We start from the raw sequence: 23,555 nt of genomic DNA on the forward strand, positions 1-23,555 counted from the left end.
TGTTGAATTTTAAACTTTAAAAATATATTCATACAAAATCGAAGACTATGTTGCCTCATGGCCCAAATTCTAGAATTTGAATTAATCTTTGATGATAAAATTTTACTCAGATTTTTTTGAATGAACTTCTTTAGGAAGCAATTATAAAATAAAGTTTATTCAGCGCTTAAATAGAGCGTTAGATATCTAAAGCTTTCAAATGTAGATATAAAAAAGCCCAAGCTAAACGCTTGGGCTTTTTTATTGAATTTGTTGAGTCAGCCGGTAAGCCGGGTTCTGTCGTGGATAATCATTCGTCTAGGCTTAAAATCACTCTTAAGCTCAAGCAACCTACCCGGTTCCGATGTGGGCCACACCATAAGGAACCCTATTTGGTCTTGCTCCGGGTGGAGTTTACCTTGCAACCAACTGTTACCAGTGGCCCGGTGCGCTCTTACCGCACCCTTTCACCCTTACCAACCGAAGTTGGCGGTCTCCTCTCTGCTGCACTTGTCGTAGGCTCGCGCCCCCCAGCCGTTAGCTGGCACCCTGCCCTATGGAGCCCGGACTTTCCTCCCCTTTACCCGTATACCCGAAAGTACAACGATAAAGCAGCGATTATCTGGCTGACTCAGGCGCTATTATACGGATTTAACGCTTTGCTGCTAGTTATTCTTGCTCTAACATCGCTTTATACAGCGCATTCTTCTTTAAATTAAAGTAATCAGCTGCAATGCCACAGGCTTTTTTAAGTGGCATTTCGCTTTGTAATAACTCAATTAGCTTAATTGCCTCTGGTGAAACTTCGCTTTTACTGACTTGTTTACCTGGCAACATAAGTACAATTTCGCCCTTTTGGCGAACTGGATCTTCAGTTAAAAATGCGATTAATTCTAAGACGGTACCACTAAAAAACGTTTCAAAGCTTTTAGTTAGCTCTTTTGCCAACACAACTTTTTGTTCATCCCCAAGAGCCGCCTTTAAATCCTCCAAGCTTGCCATAATTCGATGAGTACTTTCGTACATAATACTGGTCATGCCTGAATTATGAGCATCAACAAAGAACTCCTGACGGGCTTTGCTTTTAGCTGGAGTAAAACCTATAAACTGAAAGCGATCTGTCGGTAAGCCTGAACACGATACCGCAGCAATTGCCGCACACGCACCTGGAATCGGACTTACCGATGCGCCTTGCTCACGACATAAATTCACAACAGCATAGCCAGGGTCACTAATTAGCGGTGTGCCTGCATCTGATACCAATGCAACATTTAAACCTTGTTCTAACCAACCTAACAGCTCACTGGCCTTTTGTTTTTCATTGTGATCATGCACGGCGATCACTTTTGCTTTAATTGAAAAGTGGCTTAATAATTTATTGGTATGACGGGTATCTTCAGCAGCAATAATATCAACACTTTGCAAAACATTTAGTGCGCGCTGCGTTATATCCTCTAAATTACCAATTGGAGTTGCTACGACAAATAACTGACCTTGGCTGTTATCTTGGTCTGATGTTCCTAAATTGCTTAGTTTCTGATTATTTGTCATTGAGCTCTCCTACAACAGTTTGTAATATATGACCTAATTGGATAGAAAAAGACTGAGATCAGCGTGCGACTAAAACTATTAGGGTTAACAGCTCTATTTTCCTTGTTATCAGCGTGTAGTACAACTGAAAAAACACCTGTTGTTGAACAGGTCAAAACTCAGCCTAGCGTTGAGGCCGATCTCAATGCGCAAAGTTTATATCAAAAAGCGTTAACAAAAAGAGATTTTGATAAAATTCAATTGCTTTATACCGCTCGAGATCGCGCTATAGAAGAACAAGATTGGCAATTAGTTATCACCATTTGTGAATTACTAATTGCTTCAGATGGCCCAGACTCTGTGCGTAATCAGTTATATATCGCATTAGCTTACACTCAGCAAAAAGATTACCACGCAGCATTACGCACACTTGAATCACTAAATGCAAAGCTTTCTTCCCCTATGCATTTTTATCTGCACCAAGAAATTTACGGCAATATTTACGCTGCACAAACACTGCCACATCAAGCTGCTCCGTATCTAATTCGCGCGTCAGAAACCGCCAATAAGCACGAATTTAACGCCGATAAAGTAAATAAAGCGTTGTGGCAAGTACTTAACCAGCTATCAATTAAACAACTCGAAGCTTTAAACACTGGCAGCAGTATACAGCGCGGCTGGGTTAGCCTGGCACTGTATACTCAGCTTTATATTGGCGATGCAACTTCATTGCAGGCAGCATTAAACAAATGGAATTATGCCTATGCTAATCATCCAGCAAGTTTTGCACTGCCAGATAACCTACAAAAAATCATTGATGTTGAGCCAATACGCGTTAATAAAGTAGCGGTGATTTTACCGAGCAATCAAAGTAAACAAAAAGCACTTGCTCAGGCATTAAAAGCAGGTGTATTAGCCGCTTCAGAAAACCATCCAGATCGCGAATTACATTTTATTAATTCCGCACAAAGTGCAGAGCTAATTGCTGAACAGCTATCTCAACTCAACCCAGATTTTGTGATTGGGCCATTGCTTAAAGCGAATATCGATAAACTACAACAAGCCGGTACGCTAGATGCTTACCCAACCATGTTCCTAAATACTACACCGCAAGCGCTTGAGTCGATTGACCACTTTGCATTTGCACTAAATCCGGAACATGAAGTAACGCAAGCTGTTTACCATTTTGTAAATCAAGAGTTTAAGAAGCCTTTAGTAATCGCTCCAGGCAATCGATTAGGACAACGCTTAGCTAATCACTTTACTAATCAATGGTTAGAGTTCTCTGAAAATGAACCTCAGGTTGGTTTTTATGCCAATAAACGTGATGTTCAAAAAATGGTGCAAGAACTTTTGGAAGTTGATAAAAGCAAGCAGCGCATTAAAGAAATCAGCCTGATGTTTAAAGGCCAGTTACATGATGAGCCACGTTCGCGCCGCGATATTGATGCTATTTACATCATCGCAGACGCCACTCAGACACGTTTACTAAAGCCTTCATTTGATGTGAATATTTCGCCATTTGCCAAACGCATTCCTATTTTTGCCAGCTCACGTAGCCACGATATAAAATCTGATAAAACAGATAAGAAAGACTTAGCTGGTTTATACTTTTCTGAAATTCCTTGGATGCTGCCTTTAGCTGGCGAGCAACAAGCATTGCGTAGCGATTTTGATGAAATTTGGCCTGAGCAATCAACATTAGAGCAACAGTTATTTGCCATGGGTTTTGATGCTGTAAAACTGATCCCACATTTAAGGCAATTACAAATGGTTCCCGGAAAAACCTTAACGGGGCTAACCGGCAACCTTACTGTAAATCAAGATGGTGATGTTGAGCGACAATTAAAGTGGGCGCAGTATCAAGAAAAGCAAATAGTGACACTGGATATTAAGTCAGAAAAGCCAACACCACTATTTATTAAAAACCATCAGCAAGAAACGCAGGAAGCATCATTATAAAGCGAAAGGAATACTATGGGATGGACCTCAAAGTTATTCAAAAACAGTAAAGAAAAAGGTAATTTTTTTGAGCTGCAAGCAGAGCAATACTTAAAACAACAGGGCTTGCAGGCTGTTACACGCAATTATAGTTGCCGTTATGGTGAACTAGATTTAGTAATGAAAGACGGTGACACTCTGGTGTTTGTGGAAGTGAAATTTCGCAAATCAAACGCTTTTGGTGGTGCAATTAACGCGTTATCTGAAACAAAACAGCAAAAATTAACGCGTACTGTTTATTATTATTTGAAACAAAATAGCCTAGAAGATTGTTCATTTAGAGTCGACTTTGTTGCCATAAATGGGCAAAATTCTAATCAATTTACTTGGATAAAAAGCGCATTCTAGTATGCAAGAACTCGTTAAAGAAATTTACACTGAAAGTATTCAAGCCCAAATAGCTGCCGGTGAAGCGCTGCCTAGCGCACTAGAATCAGCTGCTTTTACAATTGTACAAAGCCTAATTAATGGCAATAAGGTACTTTGCTGTGGTGGCAGTAATAACTATATGTTAGCTGCTCATTTTGCCAATTTACTGGTAAATTTTTACGAAACAGAGCGTCCTTGTTTACCTGCCATCGCACTTAGCAGCGAGCTTACGCACCTATCAAGTTATGCAACACCTGCAATAAACGATAGTTTTTCACGTCAAGTTCGCGCTTACGGCCAACCTGGCGACCTTTTAGTGGTAATTACCGTAACTGGTAATGAAAAAGAAATTATCAGTGCCGTTGAAGCTGCGCTAACAAAAGATATGCAAGTGATTGTACTTAGTGGCAATGATGGTGGTGAATTAGCCGGCTTGCTGGGCCCTAACGACGTTGAAATTCGCGTACCATCAAAAAGACCGAGCAGAATTATCGAATCTCACTTATTTAACATTCATTGTTTAAGTGAATTAATCGATCTAACCCTATTTCCACAGGATGATAGTTAATGAAGTTTAAACTCGCATTTATTGCGTCAGTATTACTATTACAAGGTTGTAGTGCTGCAATTGTTGCTGGCACTGCGGGCGCTGTAACCTCAGCGACCGACCGCCGTACCTTAGGCACGCAAATTGATGATAATAACCTTGAAATCAAAGCAACTTTGGCATTAAAAGATGACGAACAGCTGGCTAAGTTTAGCAACATCATTGTGGTAAGTTTAAATGGCCGTGTACTGTTGATTGGTCAAACACCTACTACTGAGATGCGCGCAAAAGCTGAAGCTATTGTAAAACCAATTCAAGGTGTTGAAAAAATCCATAATCAAATTCGGATTGGCAATATCACCGGTATGAGCACTAAAACACACGATACGTGGTTAACGTCAAAAGTGAAAACCATGTTAGTTTCTGAAGAAAATGTAAGTGCAAATGACATTAAAGTCATAACTGAAAATGGTGAAGTATTTTTAATGGGCTTGGTAACCGAAAAAGAAGCTAATTTAGCAGCAGACGTTGCTCGTCATGTTTCTGGTGTCGAAAAGGTCATAAAAGTATTTGAATACCTATAAAACGAAAGGCGCTTAATGCGCCTTTTTTAATAAAATAAGAACAAAAAAATGCGCATCATCTTACTTTTTATACTGTTTTTCTCACCATATTTGCTGCATGCCAAGCTACATATTGCCACACCTTACAGTGAACGAGTTTACGTTACTCAAACAACTAAAGAGTTTATCTCTGAGCTAAATAATGGACTCTCTTTAGACATTGTCTTTCATGGCGGTGAAAGCCTTTATAAGCACAACGAAATCTATCGTGCAGTTCGCACTAATCAAATCCAGTTTGGCGAAATTTTTATTGCGCAACTTAGTAATCATGCCGCAATTTTCCAGCTGGATAATCTGCCCTTTATTGCTTCCAGTTTTAACGACGCGAAGGAGCTTTGGCAAGTTCAGCAACAAGAGTTGAAAACCCGTTTAGCTAAAGACGGCTTACACTTATTATTTGCAAACCCATGGCCAACTCAAGGTTTATTCACACAAAAAGCTATCACTTCAAGCGAACAATTAGCGGGTTTAAAAGTAAGAAGCTACAGCGCAATCACTGCAAAGTTAACCGATCACTTAGAGATGATCCCTACCAGTGTATCAAGCGCAGAGATTGCGCAAGCATTTGCCACAGGCATGATTGAAGCAATGATCACCTCTCCTGCAACAGGCGTTTCAAGCCGCGCATGGCAATTTAGTCAATTCTACACACCAATCAATGCTTGGATCCCCAAAAATATGGTGATAATGAATCATCAGCTTTATGCCAGTTTGTCACCGCAAGACAAAGACAAACTAAAAGCGATTGCTAGTAAATTTCAAAAGCTTGCTTGGCAACGAGCAGAGCAACAAACCACACTAATGACAAATCATCTACAACAGCAGGGCATGCAAATAGTTCCTGTGACACCGCAACTTAGCCAAGCACTGAGTAGTGTAGGTAAAAAAATGGCACAAGCGTGGCAAGTAAGTGCAAGCGATAGCGAAAACTTAACTTTCAAGCGATACATGGAGGCGCAACATGTTCAGCCAAATTAATCGCTTTAATGCGCTGCTAAGTGTGCTGTGTATTTTTGCTATTTTTACCCTTGTCTTACTGCAAGTCATTTTGAGAATAGTTAATTTATATATTCCTTCGCTTAATGAGATTTCAGGGTATTTATTGATCTGCAGTTTCTTTTTGGCATTGGGGTACAGCTTTGAACAAGCCAAGCATATTCGCGTTTCGCTAATTTTTGAGCTTAACAACCCCAAACTAAGTCATTTAGCAGAACTAATAAGCTATGCGCTTGCCACTGTGGTGAGTTGCTTTATCTCGTATGCACTTTTAAAACTCACGCTCGATTCTTATCAATTTAAAGAAGTATCTAGTGGTGAAATCGCAATTTTAGAATGGCCTATTCAGGCTATATTAGTTTATGCCAGCGTGCTAATGACAGTGACCATAGGTTTTAAAGGATGGGAGGTGCTTCGTGGACATCGTTAGTTTGAGCGCGATTTTAGCGATTGTTTTTTCCCTATTACTACTCACCGGTGTTTGGATTGGCTTTAGCCTAATTGGTGTTGCACTGATCGCGCTAATGCTTAATAACAACACTGCTATTGAATTGATTTTTGCAGGCACTGCATTTGCCCATTTAACACCTTGGTCACTTATCGCACTGCCCTTATTTATTTGGATGGGTGAATTACTTTATAAAGCGAAAGTTGCCGATGATCTATTTAATGGCTTAAGCCCATTACTCGAGAAACTACCGGGTGGGCATCTACATATTAATGTGTTTGGCTCAGGTATTTTTGCTGCTCTGTCAGGCTCTTCTGCGGCAACTGCCGCAACAATTGGCCGTATGACAATTCCCGAACTAAAAAAGCGCGGCTATAACGAGCAAGATATTTATGGTTCCCTCGCAGGTTCTGCCACACTTGGCCTTTTGATCCCACCTTCTATTATTCTGATTGTTTACGGTGTCGCAGCCGATATCTCAATCGCGGATCTGTTTATCGCGGGTATTTTACCTGGCTTAATCTTGCTGTTAATGTTTTCAAGCTATATTGCTATTCGTGGTTTTAAACAGCCAAAAGCGACCTTTCAAGCAACATCTAAGGGCAGCCCTTGGCAGCTTTTACCCATTATTTCACTGATTGTGTTTGTTATATCTGCGATTTACTTTGGTATTGCCACGCCAAGTGAATCTGCAGCACTCGGAATTATTGGTAGTTTTATTTTGATAAAAGCTAAGAAGAAACTGTCGTTTAGCTTGATAAAAGAAAGTCTTATAGATGCAGCCATGACTAGCGCAATGATATTATTGATTTTACTTGGAGCAAGCTTTGTCACAATTGCTATGGGCTTTTTACAATTACCAGCAACGCTTGCCACTTGGATTGCAAGTTTAGAACTCAGTACTTATCAATTGCTGCTTTGCCTTACTTTGGCATTTATTATCTTGGGGCTCTTTTTAGATGGGATTTCAATAATCGTGCTAACAGCAGCCATTTTATTACCGATTGTTGAACTTGCTGGCATCGACCTTATTTGGTTTGGTATTTATCTAGTCATTGTTGTGGAGATATCACAAATCACGCCGCCAATAGGTTTTAACTTATTTGTATTGAAGTCGCTTACCAATGCATCACTCTCACAGCTTGCACGCGCTTGTATACCTTACTTTTTAATAATGCTTATGATGCTTTGTCTGTTGGTGATGTTCCCACAAATCATTACCAAATAAGTATGATGTTATTGATTGGTTGATGTAAAAAAACCGGCAATTGCCGGTTTTTTTGTAGCGTTTTTTACTTTATCACTTTCAAATGTGAACCACGTTTTTTCGGCGGCTCATCATTATTGTCGCCCTCAGTCGACACTTCTTCTAATGGATTTTCCTCATGCTCTTCATACTCTGAAAAGTCTTCAGGTGTAAACACCGTACCTTCACCATTTTCGCGTGCGTAAATGGCAAGTACTGCACCAACAGGTACAACAACACGCATCGGCTGACCACCAAAGCGAGCATTAAAACTCACTTCGTGATTATCCATATGAAATTGCGCAACCGCAGTTGGGTTGATGTTCAGTACAATTTGTCCATCTTGTACAAATTGCATTGGCACAATCACATTTGGAAAGTCAGCATTTACAACTAAATGCGGCGTACATTGATTGTCTACAATCCAATCAAAAAAAGCGCGAAGTAAATAAGGGCGATTTGAAGTCATTAAAGTCGAATCTCGCGCTCAGCTTCAGTTAATGATGCTTGGAACGACTCACGCTCAAATAAACGCATCATATAGTCTTTCATTTCTTTGCTACCTTGACCTGTAAGCTCGATACCAATCTCAGGTAAACGCCATAATAATGGTGCTAAGTAACAATCAATTAAGCTGAATTCTTCGCTCATAAAGTAAGGCGCTTCACCAAAAATAGGTGCTACTGCTAGTAGGCCTTCAGTTAATTCACGACGTGAAGTTTCAACATCAACACCTGCTGTGATTTTCTTTGCAAGGCTATACCAGTCATTTTCGATGCGGTGCATCATTAAACGACTACGGCCACGCATCACTGGGTATACAGGCATTAATGGTGGATGAGGAAAACGCTCGTCTAGATATTCCATGATGATGTTTGCTTCGTATAAACCAAGCTCACGATCAATCAGGGTCGGTACTGTGCCATAAGGGTTAATTTCGTGTAACGCTTCTGGCAAATTGTCCTTTTCTGCTAGGTGAATATCAACACTCACGCCTTTCTCTGCAAGTACGATACGTACTTGGTGGCTATACATACAGTTTTCACCTGAAAACAGTGTCATCACAGGGCGCTTATTGGCAGCTACAGCCATGCTTTCCTCCAGTATATTAAAAACAGCAATAGGGGCTTAAGCCCCTATTACAAATTTTGTGCTAAAAAGTGTGCAAATTAATGCACATCTCTCCAGTATTCTTTCTTCAGTAAGAACGCAAGGATAAATAGGATAACTAGGAAACCTAATACCTTATAACCAATTGCTTCTGACTGTAGACGTGTTGGTTCACCAACATACGCTAAGAAATTAGTTAAGTCACGAACAGCGTGGTCATATTCGTCGTCGCTCATTTCGCCTGAACCATCAGTCGTAATTTCAACAACTTTATTAACCTTAACACCGTGCTCTTCAACTTCTTCGAAGCGTGCAGTAGGAACACCTTGTAACTCTTGCAGTACATGTGGCATACCCACTGATGGGAATACAGTGTTGTTTACACCAAATGGACGGCTTTCATCAACATAGAAAGACTTCAAATAAGTGTAAATCCAATCTGCACCACGAACACGTGCTACTAATGTTAGATCTGGTGGCGCAGCACCAAACCATTTAGCTGCATCGTCTTTTTCGATTGCGTTAAGAATGTGACTACCTACTTTTGAACCATCAAAAATAAGCTGTTCTTCACCCAGTTTTGTTGGGATACCGATATCACGGAATGTGCGCTCATAACGTTGGTACTGCATTTGGTGACAACCTAAGCAGTAGTTCATGAATAATTGAGCACCACGTTGTAAAGACGCTTTATCCGTTAAATCATGGTTCGCTTCTAAAAGAGGAACCGACGGGCCTGCTGCCATTGTTAATGAAGGCAACAAAGCGAATAAACCGATAATTAGCTTTTTCATCATTTCGTTAACCTCTCTGGCACTGGCTTAGTCTTTTCGTTTTTACTGTAGAAGAACAGTAATACGAAGAACATGAAGTAAGTTACAGTCGTAATTTGTGATAACACAGTTTTAAAGTCTGTTTGTGGTGTTGCGCCAACCCAACCTAGGATAACGAAAGTAACAACAAACTGAGCAATGTTTAACTTGTGGAAACCACAACGGTAACGAATTGATTTCACTTTACCACGGTCAATCCAAGGTAATAGCGCAAGCACAACAATTGATGCACCCATCGCGATTACACCTAGTAGCTTATCAGGGATAGCACGTAGGATTGCGTAGAATGGTGTGAAGTACCAAACTGGGAAAATATGTTCAGGTGTTTTCAACGGGTTTGCCGCTTCAAAGTTTGGTGCTTCAAGGAAGAAACCACCCATTTCTGGCGCAAAGAAAACAACCCAACAGAACAAGATTAAGAAACCAACCACACCCACAATATCTTTTACTGTGTAGTAAGGGTGGAACGGAATCGCATCAACGATATCTTTCTTGTCTGTGTAATATTCATGGAACTTGAATTTAGCTTTATCTTCTTCAGCAACAGTGCCTTTCTTACGCTTGATTTCAACACCGTCAGGGTTGTTTGAACCCACTTCGTGAAGTGCAATAATGTGTAAGAAAATTAAGATAACAAGTACTAAAGGTAGTGCAATAACGTGAAGTGCGAAGAAGCGGTTAAGCGTTGCACCTGAAATTACGTAGTCACCACGGATCCAAAGCGTTAAGTCATCACCAATTACCGGAATCGCACCGAATAGTGAAATGATTACCTGAGCACCCCAGAAAGACATTTGTCCCCAAGGTAGTAAGTAACCCATAAATGCTTCAGCCATTAGCGCTAAGAAGATAAACATACCGAATAACCACAGTAATTCACGTGGTTTTTGGTAAGAACCGTAGATCATGCCACGGAACATATGCAGGTAAACAACAACGAAGAATGCTGATGCACCTGTAGAGTGTAAATAACGCAGTAACCAGCCGTATTCTACATCACGCATGATGTATTCAACTGATGCAAATGCACCTTCAGCTGATGGTACGAAGTTCATTGTTAACCAAATACCCGTTACGATTTGGTTAACAAGTACTAACATGGCTAGTGAGCCAAAGAAGTACCAGAAGTTAAAGTTTTTTGGCGCAGGATATTGAGCAATGTGCATATTCCATACGCGAGTCATCGGAATACGTTGATCAATCCAATCGATAATATTTGCAAACATTACGCAGCCCCTTCTTCCACACCAACAATAATAGTGGTGTCATCAATGAATGAGTAAGGAGGGATTTCTAGGTTTAATGGCGCTGGTACAGCTTGGAAAACACGGCCAGCCATATCAAACTTAGAACCATGACAAGGACAGAAGAAACCATCTTCAGTACCTTCAACCTTTTCACCAAAACCACCGTTAAGGAAAGTTGGTGAACAACCCAGGTGAGTACAAATACCAACAGCAACAAAGATATTCTCTTTTTGCGAACGGTACGCATTTTTAGCGAACTCAGGTTGTTGTGGCTCTTCAGAGTTAGGATCACGAAGTTGACCTTCGTGAGCTTTCATCTGCTCAAGCATTTTTGGTGTACGATTGATAACCCAAACAGGCTTACCTCGCCACTCAACACGAATTAATTGCCCTGGCTCAAGCTTTGAGATATCAACTTCTACAGGCGCGCCTGCAGATTTTGCTCTCTCACTTGGGTTCCACGACGCGATAAAAGGAACAGCAGCCCCTACAGCTCCCACACCACCAACAACAGAAGTTGCGATAGTTAGAAAGCGACGGCGGCTATTGTCTACTGGCGCATTGCTCATCCACTCATCTCCACTATGATTCTCAACACTTGCCATATTGAGAACATCAGTTACAGCAGTTTAAATTTTGACTTTACAAAATAGGTGCGATCATAAATAAAACCCTTGATTAAAACAAGGTTATACGGGTCTTCAAGCACAATTAAATTGTATTTTAGTTCGATTTATTTGAAATCACGAACACACAGCCTAAAACTGTGAAAATTCTGTGCTTTTGCAGAGCTTACCCAAAAATGAGTGAGCGCGTCCTGATAGAGATCAAAACTCTGCAAAAGTAAGTGTGAAATTCAAAGTTATTATACCAATTCTGTTAAGTATGTGATCAGGGATAGCGCAGGATAAATGCAATGATAACAAGGCGGAATTTTTCTTATGTAGTTGTTCTACATTGATAAATTCTAACGCAGTTAGCATGATATTTAATCCGCTAGGATGATCAGCTACTTAAGTGAATTGGTATTAGTCGCTAAATTATGCTTTTCTGGCCACATTTGATGCAAGCCAGAGTATAGCAACCTGCGGGAGGATTAACCAATGAAATAAGCGAGGAAATTCCTCGCTTTAGACTAATTTGTGACTAAAAAGTGAAACTAAATCCAACGGAAGGACGCATTTCAAAGTCATCGCTCTCTTCTTTTAAAATCAAATCATCGGTCGATTTTACTTTGCTGTAATCAAGATCAATGTACGCGGTATTGTCTTTGGCATATAAGTTCATTACTTCCAAAATGAGTAACGCATCTAGACCAAAGAAGTCTGTTTTGCGTTCAAATCGCACATCTAAACGATGATATGTGTCGAAACGTTCTGAAAATGGTTCGCCGTATTCAGGTAAGAAATTCCCTTCAAATTCAGGATTTTCACGAACCCCTACAATAGGTGTGTAAGATTGGCCACTGCGTGCTGTGAAGTTAAAACCACCATTCCAACGCTCACTAATTTGATAATTAAACACCATGTTAAACACCAACGGTGTATCTGCATAATAATCACGGGTGATGTTACGGCGCTCATCGGTGCGCTCACTTTTGCCATAACTTAAACTCATCCAACCGTACCAGCGATCGGTTTTGTTTTTATTTATCAGTAAATCAACACCATAAGCTCGCCCTGTTACATCATTACTATAACGTAAGTCTTGATCCGTATCTTTTTCAGTCAGTGCTAACGGCAAGTCATCCATGGTTTTGTAATAGGTTTCTATTGACCAACTCCAATCATCGGCCAAAAACTGCTGATATCCTAAAACCGACTGATTTGCTGTTTGTGATTTTAAGTTTGGGTTTCCTGTATCTTCTAATATCGTGCCGATATCTTGTAAGCGGTTATAACCACCATATTTTACCCAAACAGACTGATCTTGATTGATATAATAAGTTAACCCTAAACGAGGATGAGTAAACGACTCGTCGCTATAATCATTTTTTTGATGCTGCACACCAATATCTGCAATTAACGAGTCGGTTATTGTGTATTGATAATTTGCTCCAACAAAATAACTACCAATATCCACCTCTCTTATCCCTGTTATGCGCTCTCCCTTAGCAAGTTCGCAATCTGGGTCAAGTTCGGTACATACATATAAGAAAGTATCGTATTCATAACTAATCGTTTTATCAAAATACGCTGCATCTAAAGTAAGTAAGTCATCACCTGCAAACGTGAAATTTAATCGTCCTTTATAAGTGATTAAATCTTCTTTTTCTTCCTCAAAATACCCTTTGGGAGTTATTGAACTCCGGCCATAATCTAAGCGTTCTGAATGCGTTAACGAGCCAACACCAAACTTAGCTTGATAACCTTTACCATAATGATCCCAAATAATATTTTGGCTATCAAATGCCCGTGCAAACTCCGCATCACCTTGAAAGTCAGGATTTTTGAGTGACAAATCAGCCCGCTCACTAAAGCTTGCAGCAGCACTGTCTTCAGCACCTGTAAACAGCACGCTTAGCACATTATTAGCATTAATATCCCAAACAAATTTGCTTTGGTAATCGTAATCATCAGGCGCATCGTTTACTGTAATGCCTGTGCTTTCACCATCCTCGTCTTCAATTTCATCCCCTTCAGAGAAAAATAACGGCAGTGTACTTTTGCGCCCAGAAAGATAAAAAGCGATATCATCAGTTATCGCCCCCTCTACAAATACACCGGCCTTAAACATGGTAAAGTCAAGCGTGGTTTTAATATTCTGATTCTTTGGGTTACGCAGTGTTACATCAAAAACTGCACCGGTCGCATCACTAAAGCTGGTGCCATAACCTGCAGAATAAAGCCTGAAGTCTTGTACTAAGTATTTGTTAAAAATCGAACTACCAAAATCATGAAAAATATAACCCGCAGGCATAAAATCAACTTCAAAGTAGTTATCATCTGGCGAAGAACCACGCACCGCAGGCTCCCCCATTGAACCGCCTGCGGCAACGACACCTGGCAATGCATACACAGCAAGTAATGGATCGCCCAAAGCACCGGGCATATTAATTAACTTTTCAGCATCTTCGGTAATTTCGGTAAGTACACTTGAACGTTTTGAAACTACTTGAATACGTTCGATTTCTGTTGTTTCCGCTTGTTTTGCAACAGCACAATTAGCAAAAGCCATAGCAACAGCCATTGCCACCAGAGACACGCGTTTAAAAGAAGTCATATCATTTCCTTGATACAATTTTGTCAGTAAAGTATGTAACGTGAGAATCTTACTGCTTTACACTGTAAGTGACTGTGGGAAATTGTTGATAAATGTAGCCTGGCGTAACAAGGCTTTTAGAAAGTTGATAACAACTGAAAAGAAGGAATTTTAGGCAATAAAAAACCCGAGTAAAAACCCGGGTTTTGTAATTCTTGTAAACGTAAAAAATTAACGTTTTGAGAATTGAGTGTTCTTACGTGCTTTCTTAAGACCCACTTTCTTACGCTCAACTTTACGAGCGTCGCGAGTAACAAAGCCAGCTTTACGAAGTGGTGAACGAAGTGTCTCGTCAAACTCCATAAGCGCACGAGTAATACCGTGACGGATAGCACCCGCTTGACCAGTAGAACCACCACCAGCAACAGTGATGTAAAGGTCAAACTTTTCAGTCATTTCAACTAGTTCTAATGGCTGACGAACAACCATGCGAGAAGTTTCACGACCGAAGTATTCTTCGATAGAACGTTGATTGATTACGATGTTGCCAGTACCTGGGCGTAAGAATACGCGAGCACTTGAACTTTTACGACGACCTGTACCGTAGTATTGATTTGCCATGTGTTAGCTCCTTAAATGTCCAGTACTTGAGGCTGCTGAGCTACGTGAGCGTGCTCTGCACCAGCATATACTTTTAGTTTACGGTACATTTCACGACCTAGAGGGCCTTTTGGTAACATACCTTTAACTGCTTTTTCGATAATCATTTCAGGCTTTTTAGCTTGAAGTTTTTCGAAGTTAATAGACTTAAGGCCACCTGGGAAACCAGTGTGAGCATAGTACATTTTGTCCTGAGTTTTGTTACCAGTAACAACAACTTTCTCAGCGTTTACTACGATGATGTAATCACCAGTATCAACGTGAGGAGTGTACTCAGCTTTATGCTTACCGCGTAGACGGCGAGCGATTTCAGTAGCGATACGACCTAAAGTTTTGCCTTCAGCGTCAACTACGTACCAGTCACGTTTTACAGATTCTGGCTTAGCAACAAACGTTTTCATTTATTAAAAATCCAATGTTTACAATTTAAAAACCACAAGCAGAAATTCTTCTGCTGCTCTATTACACTTGCTTCAACCCCTTCGAGCTCAAGACTTAAAACCCTCAGCTGTGGCTAAACTAACCGAGGTAGAACGGTAAGTGGCGGACGCGGAGTATAGCAAGGCCTGGATAGTTTTTCTACTAATAATTTGAGGAAAATAAAGGTTTTTGGCTGCGAGCAAGGGGGGTAGTAGGATTTTGAAACATTGAGCAAAATTTCAGCATTTAACTCCTTGTATTTTAATTAACCTCATCCAAGGCGGTTATATTATTTTTATTCTCAATTCCCATTCACCGTTGTTTTAACATTTAAAGGGAAGAAATATTCTCTATAACTAGGTTCATTTGGCTTAGCAACAGGGTAAGTTGCTTTGTACATTTGGTGTTTAAACATGTTAGCAGCCTGTTTATCTTGAAGTTTATTGGCAACTAGCTTTACTTTCACTACCCCGCCACTTTTATCAACCATCAATAAAAACAGAAGCTCATTATCAGACATTCTAAATTCATTTTTTGCTTTATTTAGAATCTCTTTAGACATTGTAAACTCAAGTAAATCTATATCAGAGCTAGACTTACAAGAAGCCAACAACGACAAAAAAAGTATCAGTAAAGTTCTCATCTAATTACTTTTTATTTGCAATTATAATTAACACTAAGAAAAAGAGCTCAACAACAAGGCATTGACCTTAAATGAATTACCAGCAAAAAACGTTCAAAAAGTTTGAGCATGAACATATGACGACAGAAATCTCGATACATAGGATTTATGTTGACATAAAAAGCTGAAGTTAAATAAAAGGAATTCAAGTTTAAAATAGCCTCAGAATTATTGTTTAATTATTACATCTTCTTCTTTTAAATCTATGTCATACACTGTGCTTATTGCATCAGACTTAGTACAAACATGTCTTACTGCTCTTGTATGAATCGTGGGACCTTTGTTACAAGTAATATTTTGCGCTTTCATACCGTATCGTCGAATATATTCGCTAACAATAGAATCAATTTCACTTTTCATTTGAACGGGAGCCGCTGCGTAAAACTGTCGATATTGCTCTGACCATTCTTCAGTCTCAACTTCAGTTGCTACACCTAACCACCCCATTCCAATAAGTGTTGATTGAGGTACATGTTGCCCCTTGAGAAACATAAAAGCTAGAGTGTATTGTGAACCTTTATATCCCCAAGTCGCAGGCTTTTTTAGTAATCTCAAAGCATTTTCATAATCACCCTTCTGGTAACTTTGAATGCCGTTTATTTCCATCAACTCAAGTGATAACTGTGATTCCGTTTGAATACTTGCTGAGTTATTAGACTTACATCCAGATAAAATTAATAAGCAGATACTAGCGAGTAAATAACGATTCATTGAATTTCAATCCCTTTCTAATTTTTAACCGCAAAATCTTAACTACTTATTTAAAATAATCAAATTATTAATCAATTAGTGAGTCAATCTGATTAGCCACATTAAAGGTAATCATTATTCTGTGCCGTTTTTAGCCCCATGAAATCAAACTGTTTCTTCAAAATGAATTAAAGTATCAACATAAACTCCATGAAGCGACGCGCTAAATCACCCGGCACGTTTTCCTGCTCGAAGTCCTTCCCCCAAGCCAAACTCCATTCGCTTCAAGACGCTGTTCATCCACCTTCAGCATGGCTTACTCGACCGCTTCGCTCCCTATCTCGCATTATTCATTTAAATCCCTATTTCAGGTTTGATTTAAGGAAGAACATAACAACAATATTATTCAGAAAGTTCGCTTTCTAATTGTGTGTAATTGTTGATACAGCTTCTATCCTTATCCTCGCAAATAGTACCTAAGAACTTATTATTTTTAGATATGTATTCTTCGCTTGTAAGGTTACTTATTAAATCAAACTTTAATTGCTGATTCATCAACATAACAATCACCTCATGCATCATATTCTGGTATCGATGAATCTGCACATTCGAATTATCGAACTTATTCCATCTATTATCAGCAACAACAATATCTTCAGGTGAGATGTAAACAAAAGCCTTGTTATGTGACTCTTTCAAATTGCCTATTATATCTAACTCACCTCCTTTGAGTTCAGCTCGTTCGATAACAATATTTGCAGCTTCTTTCACTTCTTCTTGCCCTACAAAGTATCTATCAACACTAGACAAATAGTATTCACGAAAAGCATTGAGACTAGTTTCAAAATTAGTCATAGGCGCTATGAGGTGTAGTGACGAGTTTTCAATTTGCATTGCAATTTGTTGTGCAGGGATAGCTCCCATAGAAAAGCCGATTAAATGAACTTTTTTGTTTTCTTTCTTAATGTGCTGAACTAGAGGTTCAACATAACTCATGCCAAAACGAAATCTACTCTCATTATTTGCACTTGGCACAATAAAGACTTGCGCTCCTGTTACTTGCGTTAACCAGTCCTGAAACTGTGTCAGCAATTTAAAAGGCTGACTGTAACCAGCAAATACATAAACAATCTCACCTTTTAGAGGCTTTTCCTCAACTTTTTCAGCAAACTTTGATTGATATAACCAAGTTTGCTTACTGCTACCTAAATCAAGGTTGAAAACCATAGTGTGAGAATACCCATCAGCTTGATAAACCTTTGTACAATTGTTTGTGTTTCCACATACTTCAATCTCTTTCGCTGAAAGGTTTATGTTTCCTTGGATATCTTCTGACTGAGTTATTTTATTCGCAATCATTGAAGAACATCCGGATAGAAATATCGAGTATAAAACTATCAACCACTTCATTTTACATGTCCGTATAATTTAAATCCTTTGCAATATATTCATTTTTATTTTCAATATTGTCAATTAGTTACATAGTGAGCTTTAAATGAATAATGCGAGTCAGGGAGCGAAGCGGTCGAGCAAGCCATGTAGCGACAGGGATGTTGCTTGATGGCGTTTATGTTCACATTTAAAACTTATTTGAAGATTTGTTTGATTTCGGGGCGCCGAGGGGTTCCAAGGGGAGGCCGGCGTTAGCCTCCCTTTGGCTGCCGTCGCCAGCGCGACAGACATGGTTTCAGTAAACTCAATTGCCCAGACGTGATTCTTTAGCCCATTGCTATGAAACAAGTTCAGAACAACACAACAAAGTAAGACTAAACGCCCACTTCCACAACAAAAAAAACTACCCTACAATCAACCTCTCATCCAGCAACCTCCCCTGTATTGCTACTAACATACAATAGTCACCATAAGAAAAAGATCATGTATTTAAAATCACTGCTTACAGCAATACTATTTTCAAGCTCTGCGCTTTACGCGGCACAAACACTCGATGCGAAACAATGGCGTTACGCAGTAGACCCACATGGCAGTACTGCAAGCTATGAAAAGCCCTTAGTTAAAGAAGAGTATGTGGGTATAGCGTTCAACCGTGTACCTCGCGTTGATGCTCAGAATAATTCGTGGGTTGAGTTAATTTACGATCTGCCTAAAAAATCATTAAACGGCATTAATAGTATTGAGCTCACTTATCAAAGCGATAAACCGTTAGTGGTTAAGTTATCTCAGAAAGATTATGGTGGAAAAGGTGATAAAAGCTATGCCCACTATCAAGCTCTTTTACCAAGCGCGAATAAGTGGCAAACGCACACCTTAACCTTTGATAATTTCAACCGCCCAGAGTGGACGCCTAGCTGGTCAAAAGATAAAGGCATTATAAAAGCCAATGTTTCTGCACTTTATTTAGTGCCAGACCTTACCGATGAAAAAGGCGGTAAAGCGTGGCTAAAGATTAAAAACATTAAATTGAATCAAGAATAAATAGTATAGGAAACGAGATCGTCAGATCTCGTTTCTTTTTGCAGATTAAGCTAAATGCTCGCGCCCTAAATACTCTAAGCTTTGCATTTCTTGTAAGCGGCTAATACAACGCTTAAATTCAAAGTCTAAAATACCGCCAGTGTACAACTGTTCTAGTGGCGCAACCGCAGAAATAATTAACGTAACATTGCGCTCATAAAACTCATCGACGAGGGCAATAAAGCGGCGCGCCGCATCATCATTCGCGTGCTCTGCCCCCATATGCTTCACGTTCGAAAGCAATACAGTATGATAAACACGACTTAGCTCCATGTAATCAACTTGGCTTCGTGCAGTTTCACATAACTCTGTAAAATCAAACATTACGATGCTATCGGCTTCTTTACGAGTTTTAAGCTTGCGGCCTTCTACTTCAATTATTTTATCTAAACAGCCAACCTCAGGGGATAATTTGTCAAAGTATTCAAATAGGTTTTTATCCGCTTGTTCATCCAATGGGCTGTGGTAAATCTCTGCTTGCTCAAGAGTACGCAGTCGATAATCAATACCCGAATCGACGTTTACAACCTCTGTATTTGCTTTAACAAGATCAATAGCAGGTAAAAAACGCGCGCGCTGTAAACCGTTTCGGTAGAGCTCGTCAGGTACAATATTTGATGTTGCAACCAACACAATGCCGCGCTTAAACAGCTCTTGCATTAAACCGCCAAGTAACATGGCATCAGTAATATCTTGCACAAAAAATTCATCAAAACAGATGATATCCGCTTCGCTTTTAAATTTATCAGCAACCTTTTCAAGTGGATCTTGAACGTCTTTAAGTAGTTTCAGCTCATCATGAACACGGTGCATAAAGCGGTGAAAGTGCACTCGCATTTTGCGCTCAAACGGCAAAGCTTCAAAAAAAGTATCAACAAGATACGTTTTGCCACGCCCTACGCCACCCCAAAAATATAAGCCTTTAATTTCACGTTTTTCAGGCTTTGAGAAAAGCTTTGCAAAAAAACCTGTTTTAACTGGAGGTTGTGCCGTTAAATCATCATACAAACGCTGTAGGTGACGCACCGCATTTTCTTGCGCTGCATCATGATGAAAATCGTCGCGAATTAAGTCTTGTTGATATTTTTGCCAAGGGGTCATGATAAATACAAAGAGTTACTTAAATTTTGATGTAAAATATTAACACGAGCGCAATCAAAGCGTATATTTAAAGTATCTATTTTCAAAAATTATAAGGCTTAATAGTATGAGTACAGCCATTTGGATCACCTTATTAGTCGCCACTGCCGTTGCTAGTTTTTTTATTGGAAGCCTAATCACAAAGCGTCAATATGAACATGACGAGTTAGAAAAAGAAGTTGAAAAAGCACAAAACGATCTCGAACAGTTTAGACAAGACGTGGCCGACCACGTTGCGCACACCAATAAACTAGTAGGGAAAATGCAAGATAGTTACACCCAACTAGTTAAGCATATGGAAGAAACTAACAAGTTATTAGTCGCTAAAAACGATGCTGAAGTTGTGCCTTTCTTCTCTCAAGAAGCTACCGAAATTTTACCTGAAACCCGCAGTAATGATGTAACGCGCACCGAAATTTTAGCGCGTAATGCCGAATTACAAGCCGCGCCAGCCGACTTTGTAACCGGTGAAACGGGTATTTTTAGAGGTAATAGTTCAGAAAATAAGCAAACAGAAAGTGCTTAATCGCATCTTGATGAACTTTTTTTTGACCCCATAGTCATTATAAGTAACTGGCTGGTTTGCTCCTCCCTGAAAAGGAGCAAATTAGCTACCCTTTTGATTTAAGGAGCGTTATTTTGACTATGAAAACAAAATTAACAGTATTAAGCGCAGCGATTCTTTCAGCCACACTATTAATTTCTCCGGCTACAAGCCACGCAAAATTGCCTGTTTCGGTTAACGGACAACAACTTCCAACTCTTGCCCCCATGCTCGAAAAAGTCACCCCTGGTGTTGTGAGCATTCGTGTCTCTGGTTCGAAAGAAGTTCGACAACGCGTTGACCCGTTTGATTTCTTTTTTGGTAACCCTCAACGCCAACCTCGTGCTGAAAAGCGCCCATTTAGTGGCTTAGGTTCTGGTGTAATCATTAATGCTGGCGACGGCCACATCGTTACCAATAACCACGTTATTCAAGATGCGGAAAAAATTATCGTCACTTTACAAGACGGCCGTGAATTCGAGGCCAAGTTAGTGGGCAGCGATCCGCAATCAGACATCGCGTTATTAGAAGTTAAAGGCGATGACTTAACTGAAGTTAAACTAGCTGATTCTGATGAATTACGTGTAGGTGACTTTTCAGTAGCGATTGGTAACCCGTTTGGGCTTAGCCATACTGTAACCTCTGGTATTGTTAGTGCGCTTGGTCGTTCAGGCCTAAATATTGAAGGCTATGAGGACTTTATTCAAACCGACGCTGCAATTAACCAAGGTAACTCAGGTGGCGCACTTGTAAACCTTAAAGGCGAACTAATTGGTATTAACACGGCTATTTTAGGCGCTTCGGGCGGCAATGTAGGCATTGGTTTTGCTATTCCATCTAACATGATGAAAAGCCTTGTAGACCAAATTTTAGAGTTTGGTGAAGTTCGCCGCGGTAGCCTAGGTATTTTAGGCGGCAATGTTAACGCTGGTGTTGCTAAAGCATTTGATTTAGAAACCAAACAAGGTGCACTTGTTAACGAGATTATCGAAGATAGTGCCGCAGAAAAAGCTGGCCTTAAAGTTAACGATGTTATTGTTAGCATTGACGGTAAGAAAATTCACAGCTTTATGGAATTGCGCAGCAAAATTGCCACTGCTGGCGAAGGAAAAACCGTTAAATTAGGTATTATTCGTGACGGTAAGAGTAAAACTGTTAAAGTAAAACTTGGTGGTACTTCTGATACCGCAACTGCCGCTGATAAATTACATCGCAACCTAACAGGTGCAACTCTTGAAGCCGGAAAAACAGAAGATGGTAAAGAGGGTGTTGTAGTTAAATCGATTGATTCTAATCGTGCACCAGCTGCTCGCGTGGGATTAGAAGAAGGTGATGTCATCCTAATGGTTAACCGTACACGTGTAGATTCAGTGCGCGAATTAACGAAAGCAGTTGAAGACAGTGAAGGTGGTTATATTTTCCTTCGTGTTCAACGTGGTACACGTATCTTTAACGTACAAATTCAGTAGTTTTAAAATTACGCAAAATCATACAACTTGCTAAAACCAAACGCCTACAATGCTGTGGGCGTTTTTTATATTAGTAAGTAAAAATCAGCTAGCTTGCCGAACAGTCATATTCTTGCCACAATAAACGTCCTTTGAAAATAATAATTAAACGGCTCAGCGTGTTAAAAAAGCTACAGTTTTTGCTCACTCCTATTCTGTTAGGACTTGGTTTTGCTTTTATATATCTTATGGTGTTTTCACCAGAGTTACTGCGTGAGCAGTTTTCTCCCACTAAAGCACCTTTAAATGCCAGTCATTTAAGCTTTGCTAACGCTGTTAAAGCTGCATCACCAGCAGTAGTGAACATTTACTCAGAATCCATTAGTAACCGCCCTCGTAGCCTGCGCCCAGCGAGCCCTGTACGCGAACTAGGTTCTGGCATTATTATGTCTAAAAAAGGGTATATTCTTACCAACTACCACGTTATCAATAATGCAGACCAAATTTTGGTAGTACTGAACGATGGCCGCCAATTTACAGATGTTCAGCTGATTGGTTTTGATGTACCAACCGACTTAGCATTATTGAAGATTACTGCTGAGCACTTACCCGAGATCCCAACTAATAACGACTTTATTCCGCAGGTAGGAGATGTGATCTTAGCCATTGGTAACCCACTGAATTTAGGTCAAACAATTACCCAAGGTATTATTAGCGCCACCGACAAGACCAACATTGCTCAAACCCGTCATACGCGCTTTTTACAAATGGATGCGGCAGTTAATACAGGTAACTCTGGTGGTGCGGTAATTAATACCAATGGTACCTTGGTTGGTATTACCTCAGCTAAATTTAAGCATGCCCGTAATTTAGAGGTGCAAGGCATTTTCTTTGCGGTGCCATATTCTCTTGCAAAAGAGGTAATGGATAAAATCATCAAATACGGTCGAGTTATTCGCGGTTATATCGGTTTTGATGCTGATCCTGTTGATAGTTCGGGTCGCTTAGTTAGAAACAATCACACACCGGTATACGGCATGCGTGTTGCTCGCTTAGATCCTTTAGGGCCTGCATGGCGCGCTGGTTTTGAAATTAATGATATAGTGACAAAAATTGATGGACAAAAGGTAGTTAATACCAATACCACATTAGAGCTTATTACCAATACACCACCAGGTAATGTACTCAACTTTTCAATTATTCGAGCAGGTAAAGCAATTGAACTTCAGGTTGAAGTAGGTGAACTTCAGTTCTAAAAAATTAGCTAACCTGAACTCGGGTTAAGAAGTTAACTAGGTATTTGAAATATATAAGCTATGTTGTTTCATACCTTGTAGCTTGATAGTTTTTCACAGTAACAAGGCAAATT

Annotated in this window: 24 protein-coding genes and 1 other RNA gene; 11 read left to right on the plus strand and 14 right to left on the minus strand. The window is 39.9% G+C overall.

Going from position 1 to position 23,555, the window contains the following annotated elements; genetic code table 11:
• Window positions 1-249 precede the first annotated feature (249 nt).
• Window positions 250-613: RNase P RNA component class A (gene rnpB / locus AAEU29_RS13500), an RNA gene on the minus strand.
• A 35-nt stretch (window positions 614-648) separates the two neighbouring features.
• A complete protein-coding gene (gene rsmI / locus AAEU29_RS13505; protein WP_421973850.1) occupies window positions 649-1,530 on the minus strand; it encodes a 16S rRNA (cytidine(1402)-2'-O)-methyltransferase in 882 nt (293 codons plus the stop codon).
• Window positions 1,531-1,593: 63 nt separating this feature from the next.
• On the opposite strand from rsmI, the gene AAEU29_RS13510 reads away from it, so the two are divergent.
• Genes AAEU29_RS13510 through AAEU29_RS13540 form a run of 7 tightly spaced genes read left to right on the plus strand, consistent with a single transcriptional unit; the run spans window position 1,594 to window position 7,721 of the window.
• A complete protein-coding gene (locus tag AAEU29_RS13510) occupies window positions 1,594-3,471 on the plus strand; it encodes a penicillin-binding protein activator (RefSeq protein WP_421973851.1) in 1,878 nt (625 codons plus the stop codon).
• A 15-nt stretch (window positions 3,472-3,486) separates the two neighbouring features.
• Window positions 3,487-3,858: a YraN family protein gene (locus tag AAEU29_RS13515; protein ID WP_421973852.1), complete on the plus strand. Its 372-nt coding sequence runs from the start codon at window positions 3,487-3,489 to the stop codon at window positions 3,856-3,858.
• 1 nt (window position 3,859) lies between these two features.
• Window positions 3,860-4,447, plus strand: coding sequence for an SIS domain-containing protein (locus tag AAEU29_RS13520; RefSeq protein WP_421973853.1), 588 nt, complete (start codon window positions 3,860-3,862; stop codon window positions 4,445-4,447).
• Window positions 4,447-5,010 (plus strand): division/outer membrane stress-associated lipid-binding lipoprotein, encoded by a 564-nt coding sequence (gene dolP / locus AAEU29_RS13525; protein WP_274763365.1) that lies wholly within the window; start codon window positions 4,447-4,449, stop codon window positions 5,008-5,010. Before AAEU29_RS13520 ends, dolP begins: the two co-directional genes overlap by 1 nt.
• A 48-nt stretch (window positions 5,011-5,058) precedes the next feature.
• The gene (locus tag AAEU29_RS13530) at window positions 5,059-6,027 is read left to right on the plus strand and encodes a TRAP transporter substrate-binding protein (RefSeq protein ID WP_421973854.1); all 969 of its coding nucleotides are present in this window, start codon (window positions 5,059-5,061) and stop codon (window positions 6,025-6,027) included.
• Window positions 6,011-6,475, plus strand: a complete 465-nt coding sequence (locus tag AAEU29_RS13535) for a TRAP transporter small permease (protein ID WP_421973855.1) — start codon at window positions 6,011-6,013, stop codon at window positions 6,473-6,475. The genes AAEU29_RS13530 and AAEU29_RS13535 overlap by 17 nt, the downstream gene beginning before the upstream one ends.
• Complete coding sequence (locus AAEU29_RS13540) at window positions 6,462-7,721, plus strand: TRAP transporter large permease (protein ID WP_421973856.1); 1,260 nt, start codon at window positions 6,462-6,464, stop codon at window positions 7,719-7,721. The genes AAEU29_RS13535 and AAEU29_RS13540 overlap by 14 nt, the downstream gene beginning before the upstream one ends.
• A gap of 64 nt (window positions 7,722-7,785) precedes the next feature.
• Here the strand turns inward: AAEU29_RS13540 and AAEU29_RS13545 are convergent, their stop codons facing one another.
• The 11 genes from AAEU29_RS13545 to AAEU29_RS13595 form a co-directional block, all read right to left on the minus strand.
• Window positions 7,786-8,208 (minus strand): ClpXP protease specificity-enhancing factor, encoded by a 423-nt coding sequence (locus tag AAEU29_RS13545; protein WP_274763360.1) that lies wholly within the window; start codon window positions 8,206-8,208, stop codon window positions 7,786-7,788.
• Window positions 8,208-8,831: a stringent starvation protein SspA gene (gene sspA, locus AAEU29_RS13550; protein ID WP_421973857.1), complete on the minus strand. Its 624-nt coding sequence runs from the start codon at window positions 8,829-8,831 to the stop codon at window positions 8,208-8,210. The genes AAEU29_RS13545 and sspA overlap by 1 nt, the downstream gene beginning before the upstream one ends.
• Window positions 8,832-8,908: 77 nt before the next feature.
• Complete coding sequence (locus tag AAEU29_RS13555; RefSeq protein ID WP_421973858.1) at window positions 8,909-9,646, minus strand: cytochrome c1; 738 nt, start codon at window positions 9,644-9,646, stop codon at window positions 8,909-8,911.
• A complete protein-coding gene (locus AAEU29_RS13560; RefSeq protein ID WP_421973859.1) occupies window positions 9,643-10,908 on the minus strand; it encodes a cytochrome b in 1,266 nt (421 codons plus the stop codon). Before AAEU29_RS13560 ends, AAEU29_RS13555 begins: the two co-directional genes overlap by 4 nt.
• On the minus strand, window positions 10,908-11,498 hold the full coding sequence (gene petA / locus AAEU29_RS13565) for a ubiquinol-cytochrome c reductase iron-sulfur subunit (protein WP_100914267.1): 591 nt from the start codon (window positions 11,496-11,498) through the stop codon (window positions 10,908-10,910). Before petA ends, AAEU29_RS13560 begins: the two co-directional genes overlap by 1 nt.
• Before the next feature lie 577 nt (window positions 11,499-12,075).
• The gene (locus AAEU29_RS13570; RefSeq protein WP_421973860.1) at window positions 12,076-14,151 is read right to left on the minus strand and encodes a TonB-dependent receptor plug domain-containing protein; all 2,076 of its coding nucleotides are present in this window, start codon (window positions 14,149-14,151) and stop codon (window positions 12,076-12,078) included.
• Window positions 14,152-14,361: 210 nt separating this feature from the next.
• Window positions 14,362-14,751: a 30S ribosomal protein S9 gene (rpsI, locus tag AAEU29_RS13575; RefSeq protein WP_372768547.1), complete on the minus strand. Its 390-nt coding sequence runs from the start codon at window positions 14,749-14,751 to the stop codon at window positions 14,362-14,364.
• Window positions 14,752-14,762: 11 nt separating this feature from the next.
• A complete protein-coding gene (rplM, locus tag AAEU29_RS13580; protein WP_274763356.1) occupies window positions 14,763-15,191 on the minus strand; it encodes a 50S ribosomal protein L13 in 429 nt (142 codons plus the stop codon).
• Window positions 15,192-15,511: 320 nt separating this feature from the next.
• Complete coding sequence (locus tag AAEU29_RS13585) at window positions 15,512-15,853, minus strand: hypothetical protein (protein ID WP_421973861.1); 342 nt, start codon at window positions 15,851-15,853, stop codon at window positions 15,512-15,514.
• A gap of 207 nt (window positions 15,854-16,060) precedes the next feature.
• On the minus strand, window positions 16,061-16,603 hold the full coding sequence (locus AAEU29_RS13590; protein ID WP_421973862.1) for a sel1 repeat family protein: 543 nt from the start codon (window positions 16,601-16,603) through the stop codon (window positions 16,061-16,063).
• A gap of 381 nt (window positions 16,604-16,984) precedes the next feature.
• Complete coding sequence (locus tag AAEU29_RS13595; protein ID WP_421973863.1) at window positions 16,985-17,941, minus strand: hypothetical protein; 957 nt, start codon at window positions 17,939-17,941, stop codon at window positions 16,985-16,987.
• 516 nt (window positions 17,942-18,457) lie between these two features.
• Between AAEU29_RS13595 and AAEU29_RS13600 the strand changes: the two genes are divergently transcribed.
• Window positions 18,458-19,015: a hypothetical protein gene (locus AAEU29_RS13600; protein ID WP_421973864.1), complete on the plus strand. Its 558-nt coding sequence runs from the start codon at window positions 18,458-18,460 to the stop codon at window positions 19,013-19,015.
• 45 nt (window positions 19,016-19,060) lie between these two features.
• Here AAEU29_RS13600 and zapE read toward each other — a convergent pair whose 3' ends face one another.
• Window positions 19,061-20,155 carry a cell division protein ZapE gene (zapE, locus tag AAEU29_RS13605; RefSeq protein ID WP_421973865.1) on the minus strand — a complete coding sequence of 365 codons (1,095 nt, stop codon included), beginning with the start codon at window positions 20,153-20,155 and terminating at the stop codon, window positions 19,061-19,063.
• A gap of 106 nt (window positions 20,156-20,261) precedes the next feature.
• Between zapE and AAEU29_RS13610 the strand changes: the two genes are divergently transcribed.
• From AAEU29_RS13610 to AAEU29_RS13620, 3 genes are all read left to right on the plus strand, one after another.
• A complete protein-coding gene (locus AAEU29_RS13610; RefSeq protein WP_421973866.1) occupies window positions 20,262-20,720 on the plus strand; it encodes a ZapG family protein in 459 nt (152 codons plus the stop codon).
• Between the two features lie 119 nt (window positions 20,721-20,839).
• Window positions 20,840-22,207 (plus strand): DegQ family serine endoprotease, encoded by a 1,368-nt coding sequence (locus AAEU29_RS13615; RefSeq protein ID WP_421973867.1) that lies wholly within the window; start codon window positions 20,840-20,842, stop codon window positions 22,205-22,207.
• A gap of 158 nt (window positions 22,208-22,365) precedes the next feature.
• Window positions 22,366-23,442: a trypsin-like peptidase domain-containing protein gene (locus tag AAEU29_RS13620; protein WP_421973868.1), complete on the plus strand. Its 1,077-nt coding sequence runs from the start codon at window positions 22,366-22,368 to the stop codon at window positions 23,440-23,442.
• The last annotated feature ends 113 nt before the right edge of the window (window positions 23,443-23,555 follow it).

The organism is Pseudoalteromonas aquimarina (assembly GCF_049257255.1).
In the GTDB taxonomy this organism is placed as follows: Bacteria; Pseudomonadota; Gammaproteobacteria; order Enterobacterales; family Alteromonadaceae; genus Pseudoalteromonas.

What these genes read in the sequence shown, in the direction of transcription:
- rsmI (WP_421973850.1), bottom strand. Translation starts at nt 1,530, where the DNA reads ATGACAAATAATCAGAAACTAAGCAATTTAGGAACATCAGACCAAGAT.
- AAEU29_RS13515 (WP_421973852.1), top strand. Translation starts at nt 3,487, where the DNA reads ATGGGATGGACCTCAAAGTTATTCAAAAACAGTAAAGAAAAAGGTAAT.
- AAEU29_RS13520 (WP_421973853.1), top strand. Translation starts at nt 3,860, where the DNA reads ATGCAAGAACTCGTTAAAGAAATTTACACTGAAAGTATTCAAGCCCAA.
- dolP (WP_274763365.1), top strand. Translation starts at nt 4,447, where the DNA reads ATGAAGTTTAAACTCGCATTTATTGCGTCAGTATTACTATTACAAGGT.
- AAEU29_RS13530 (WP_421973854.1), top strand. Translation starts at nt 5,059, where the DNA reads ATGCGCATCATCTTACTTTTTATACTGTTTTTCTCACCATATTTGCTG.
- AAEU29_RS13535 (WP_421973855.1), top strand. Translation starts at nt 6,011, where the DNA reads ATGTTCAGCCAAATTAATCGCTTTAATGCGCTGCTAAGTGTGCTGTGT.
- AAEU29_RS13545 (WP_274763360.1), bottom strand. Translation starts at nt 8,208, where the DNA reads ATGACTTCAAATCGCCCTTATTTACTTCGCGCTTTTTTTGATTGGATT.
- sspA (WP_421973857.1), bottom strand. Translation starts at nt 8,831, where the DNA reads ATGGCTGTAGCTGCCAATAAGCGCCCTGTGATGACACTGTTTTCAGGT.
- AAEU29_RS13555 (WP_421973858.1), bottom strand. Translation starts at nt 9,646, where the DNA reads ATGATGAAAAAGCTAATTATCGGTTTATTCGCTTTGTTGCCTTCATTA.
- AAEU29_RS13560 (WP_421973859.1), bottom strand. Translation starts at nt 10,908, where the DNA reads ATGTTTGCAAATATTATCGATTGGATTGATCAACGTATTCCGATGACT.
- petA (WP_100914267.1), bottom strand. Translation starts at nt 11,498, where the DNA reads ATGAGCAATGCGCCAGTAGACAATAGCCGCCGTCGCTTTCTAACTATC.
- AAEU29_RS13570 (WP_421973860.1), bottom strand. Translation starts at nt 14,151, where the DNA reads ATGACTTCTTTTAAACGCGTGTCTCTGGTGGCAATGGCTGTTGCTATG.
- rpsI (WP_372768547.1), bottom strand. Translation starts at nt 14,751, where the DNA reads ATGGCAAATCAATACTACGGTACAGGTCGTCGTAAAAGTTCAAGTGCT.
- rplM (WP_274763356.1), bottom strand. Translation starts at nt 15,191, where the DNA reads ATGAAAACGTTTGTTGCTAAGCCAGAATCTGTAAAACGTGACTGGTAC.
- AAEU29_RS13585 (WP_421973861.1), bottom strand. Translation starts at nt 15,853, where the DNA reads ATGAGAACTTTACTGATACTTTTTTTGTCGTTGTTGGCTTCTTGTAAG.
- AAEU29_RS13590 (WP_421973862.1), bottom strand. Translation starts at nt 16,603, where the DNA reads ATGAATCGTTATTTACTCGCTAGTATCTGCTTATTAATTTTATCTGGA.
- AAEU29_RS13595 (WP_421973863.1), bottom strand. Translation starts at nt 17,941, where the DNA reads ATGATTGCGAATAAAATAACTCAGTCAGAAGATATCCAAGGAAACATA.
- AAEU29_RS13600 (WP_421973864.1), top strand. Translation starts at nt 18,458, where the DNA reads ATGTATTTAAAATCACTGCTTACAGCAATACTATTTTCAAGCTCTGCG.
- zapE (WP_421973865.1), bottom strand. Translation starts at nt 20,155, where the DNA reads ATGACCCCTTGGCAAAAATATCAACAAGACTTAATTCGCGACGATTTT.
- AAEU29_RS13610 (WP_421973866.1), top strand. Translation starts at nt 20,262, where the DNA reads ATGAGTACAGCCATTTGGATCACCTTATTAGTCGCCACTGCCGTTGCT.
- AAEU29_RS13615 (WP_421973867.1), top strand. Translation starts at nt 20,840, where the DNA reads ATGAAAACAAAATTAACAGTATTAAGCGCAGCGATTCTTTCAGCCACA.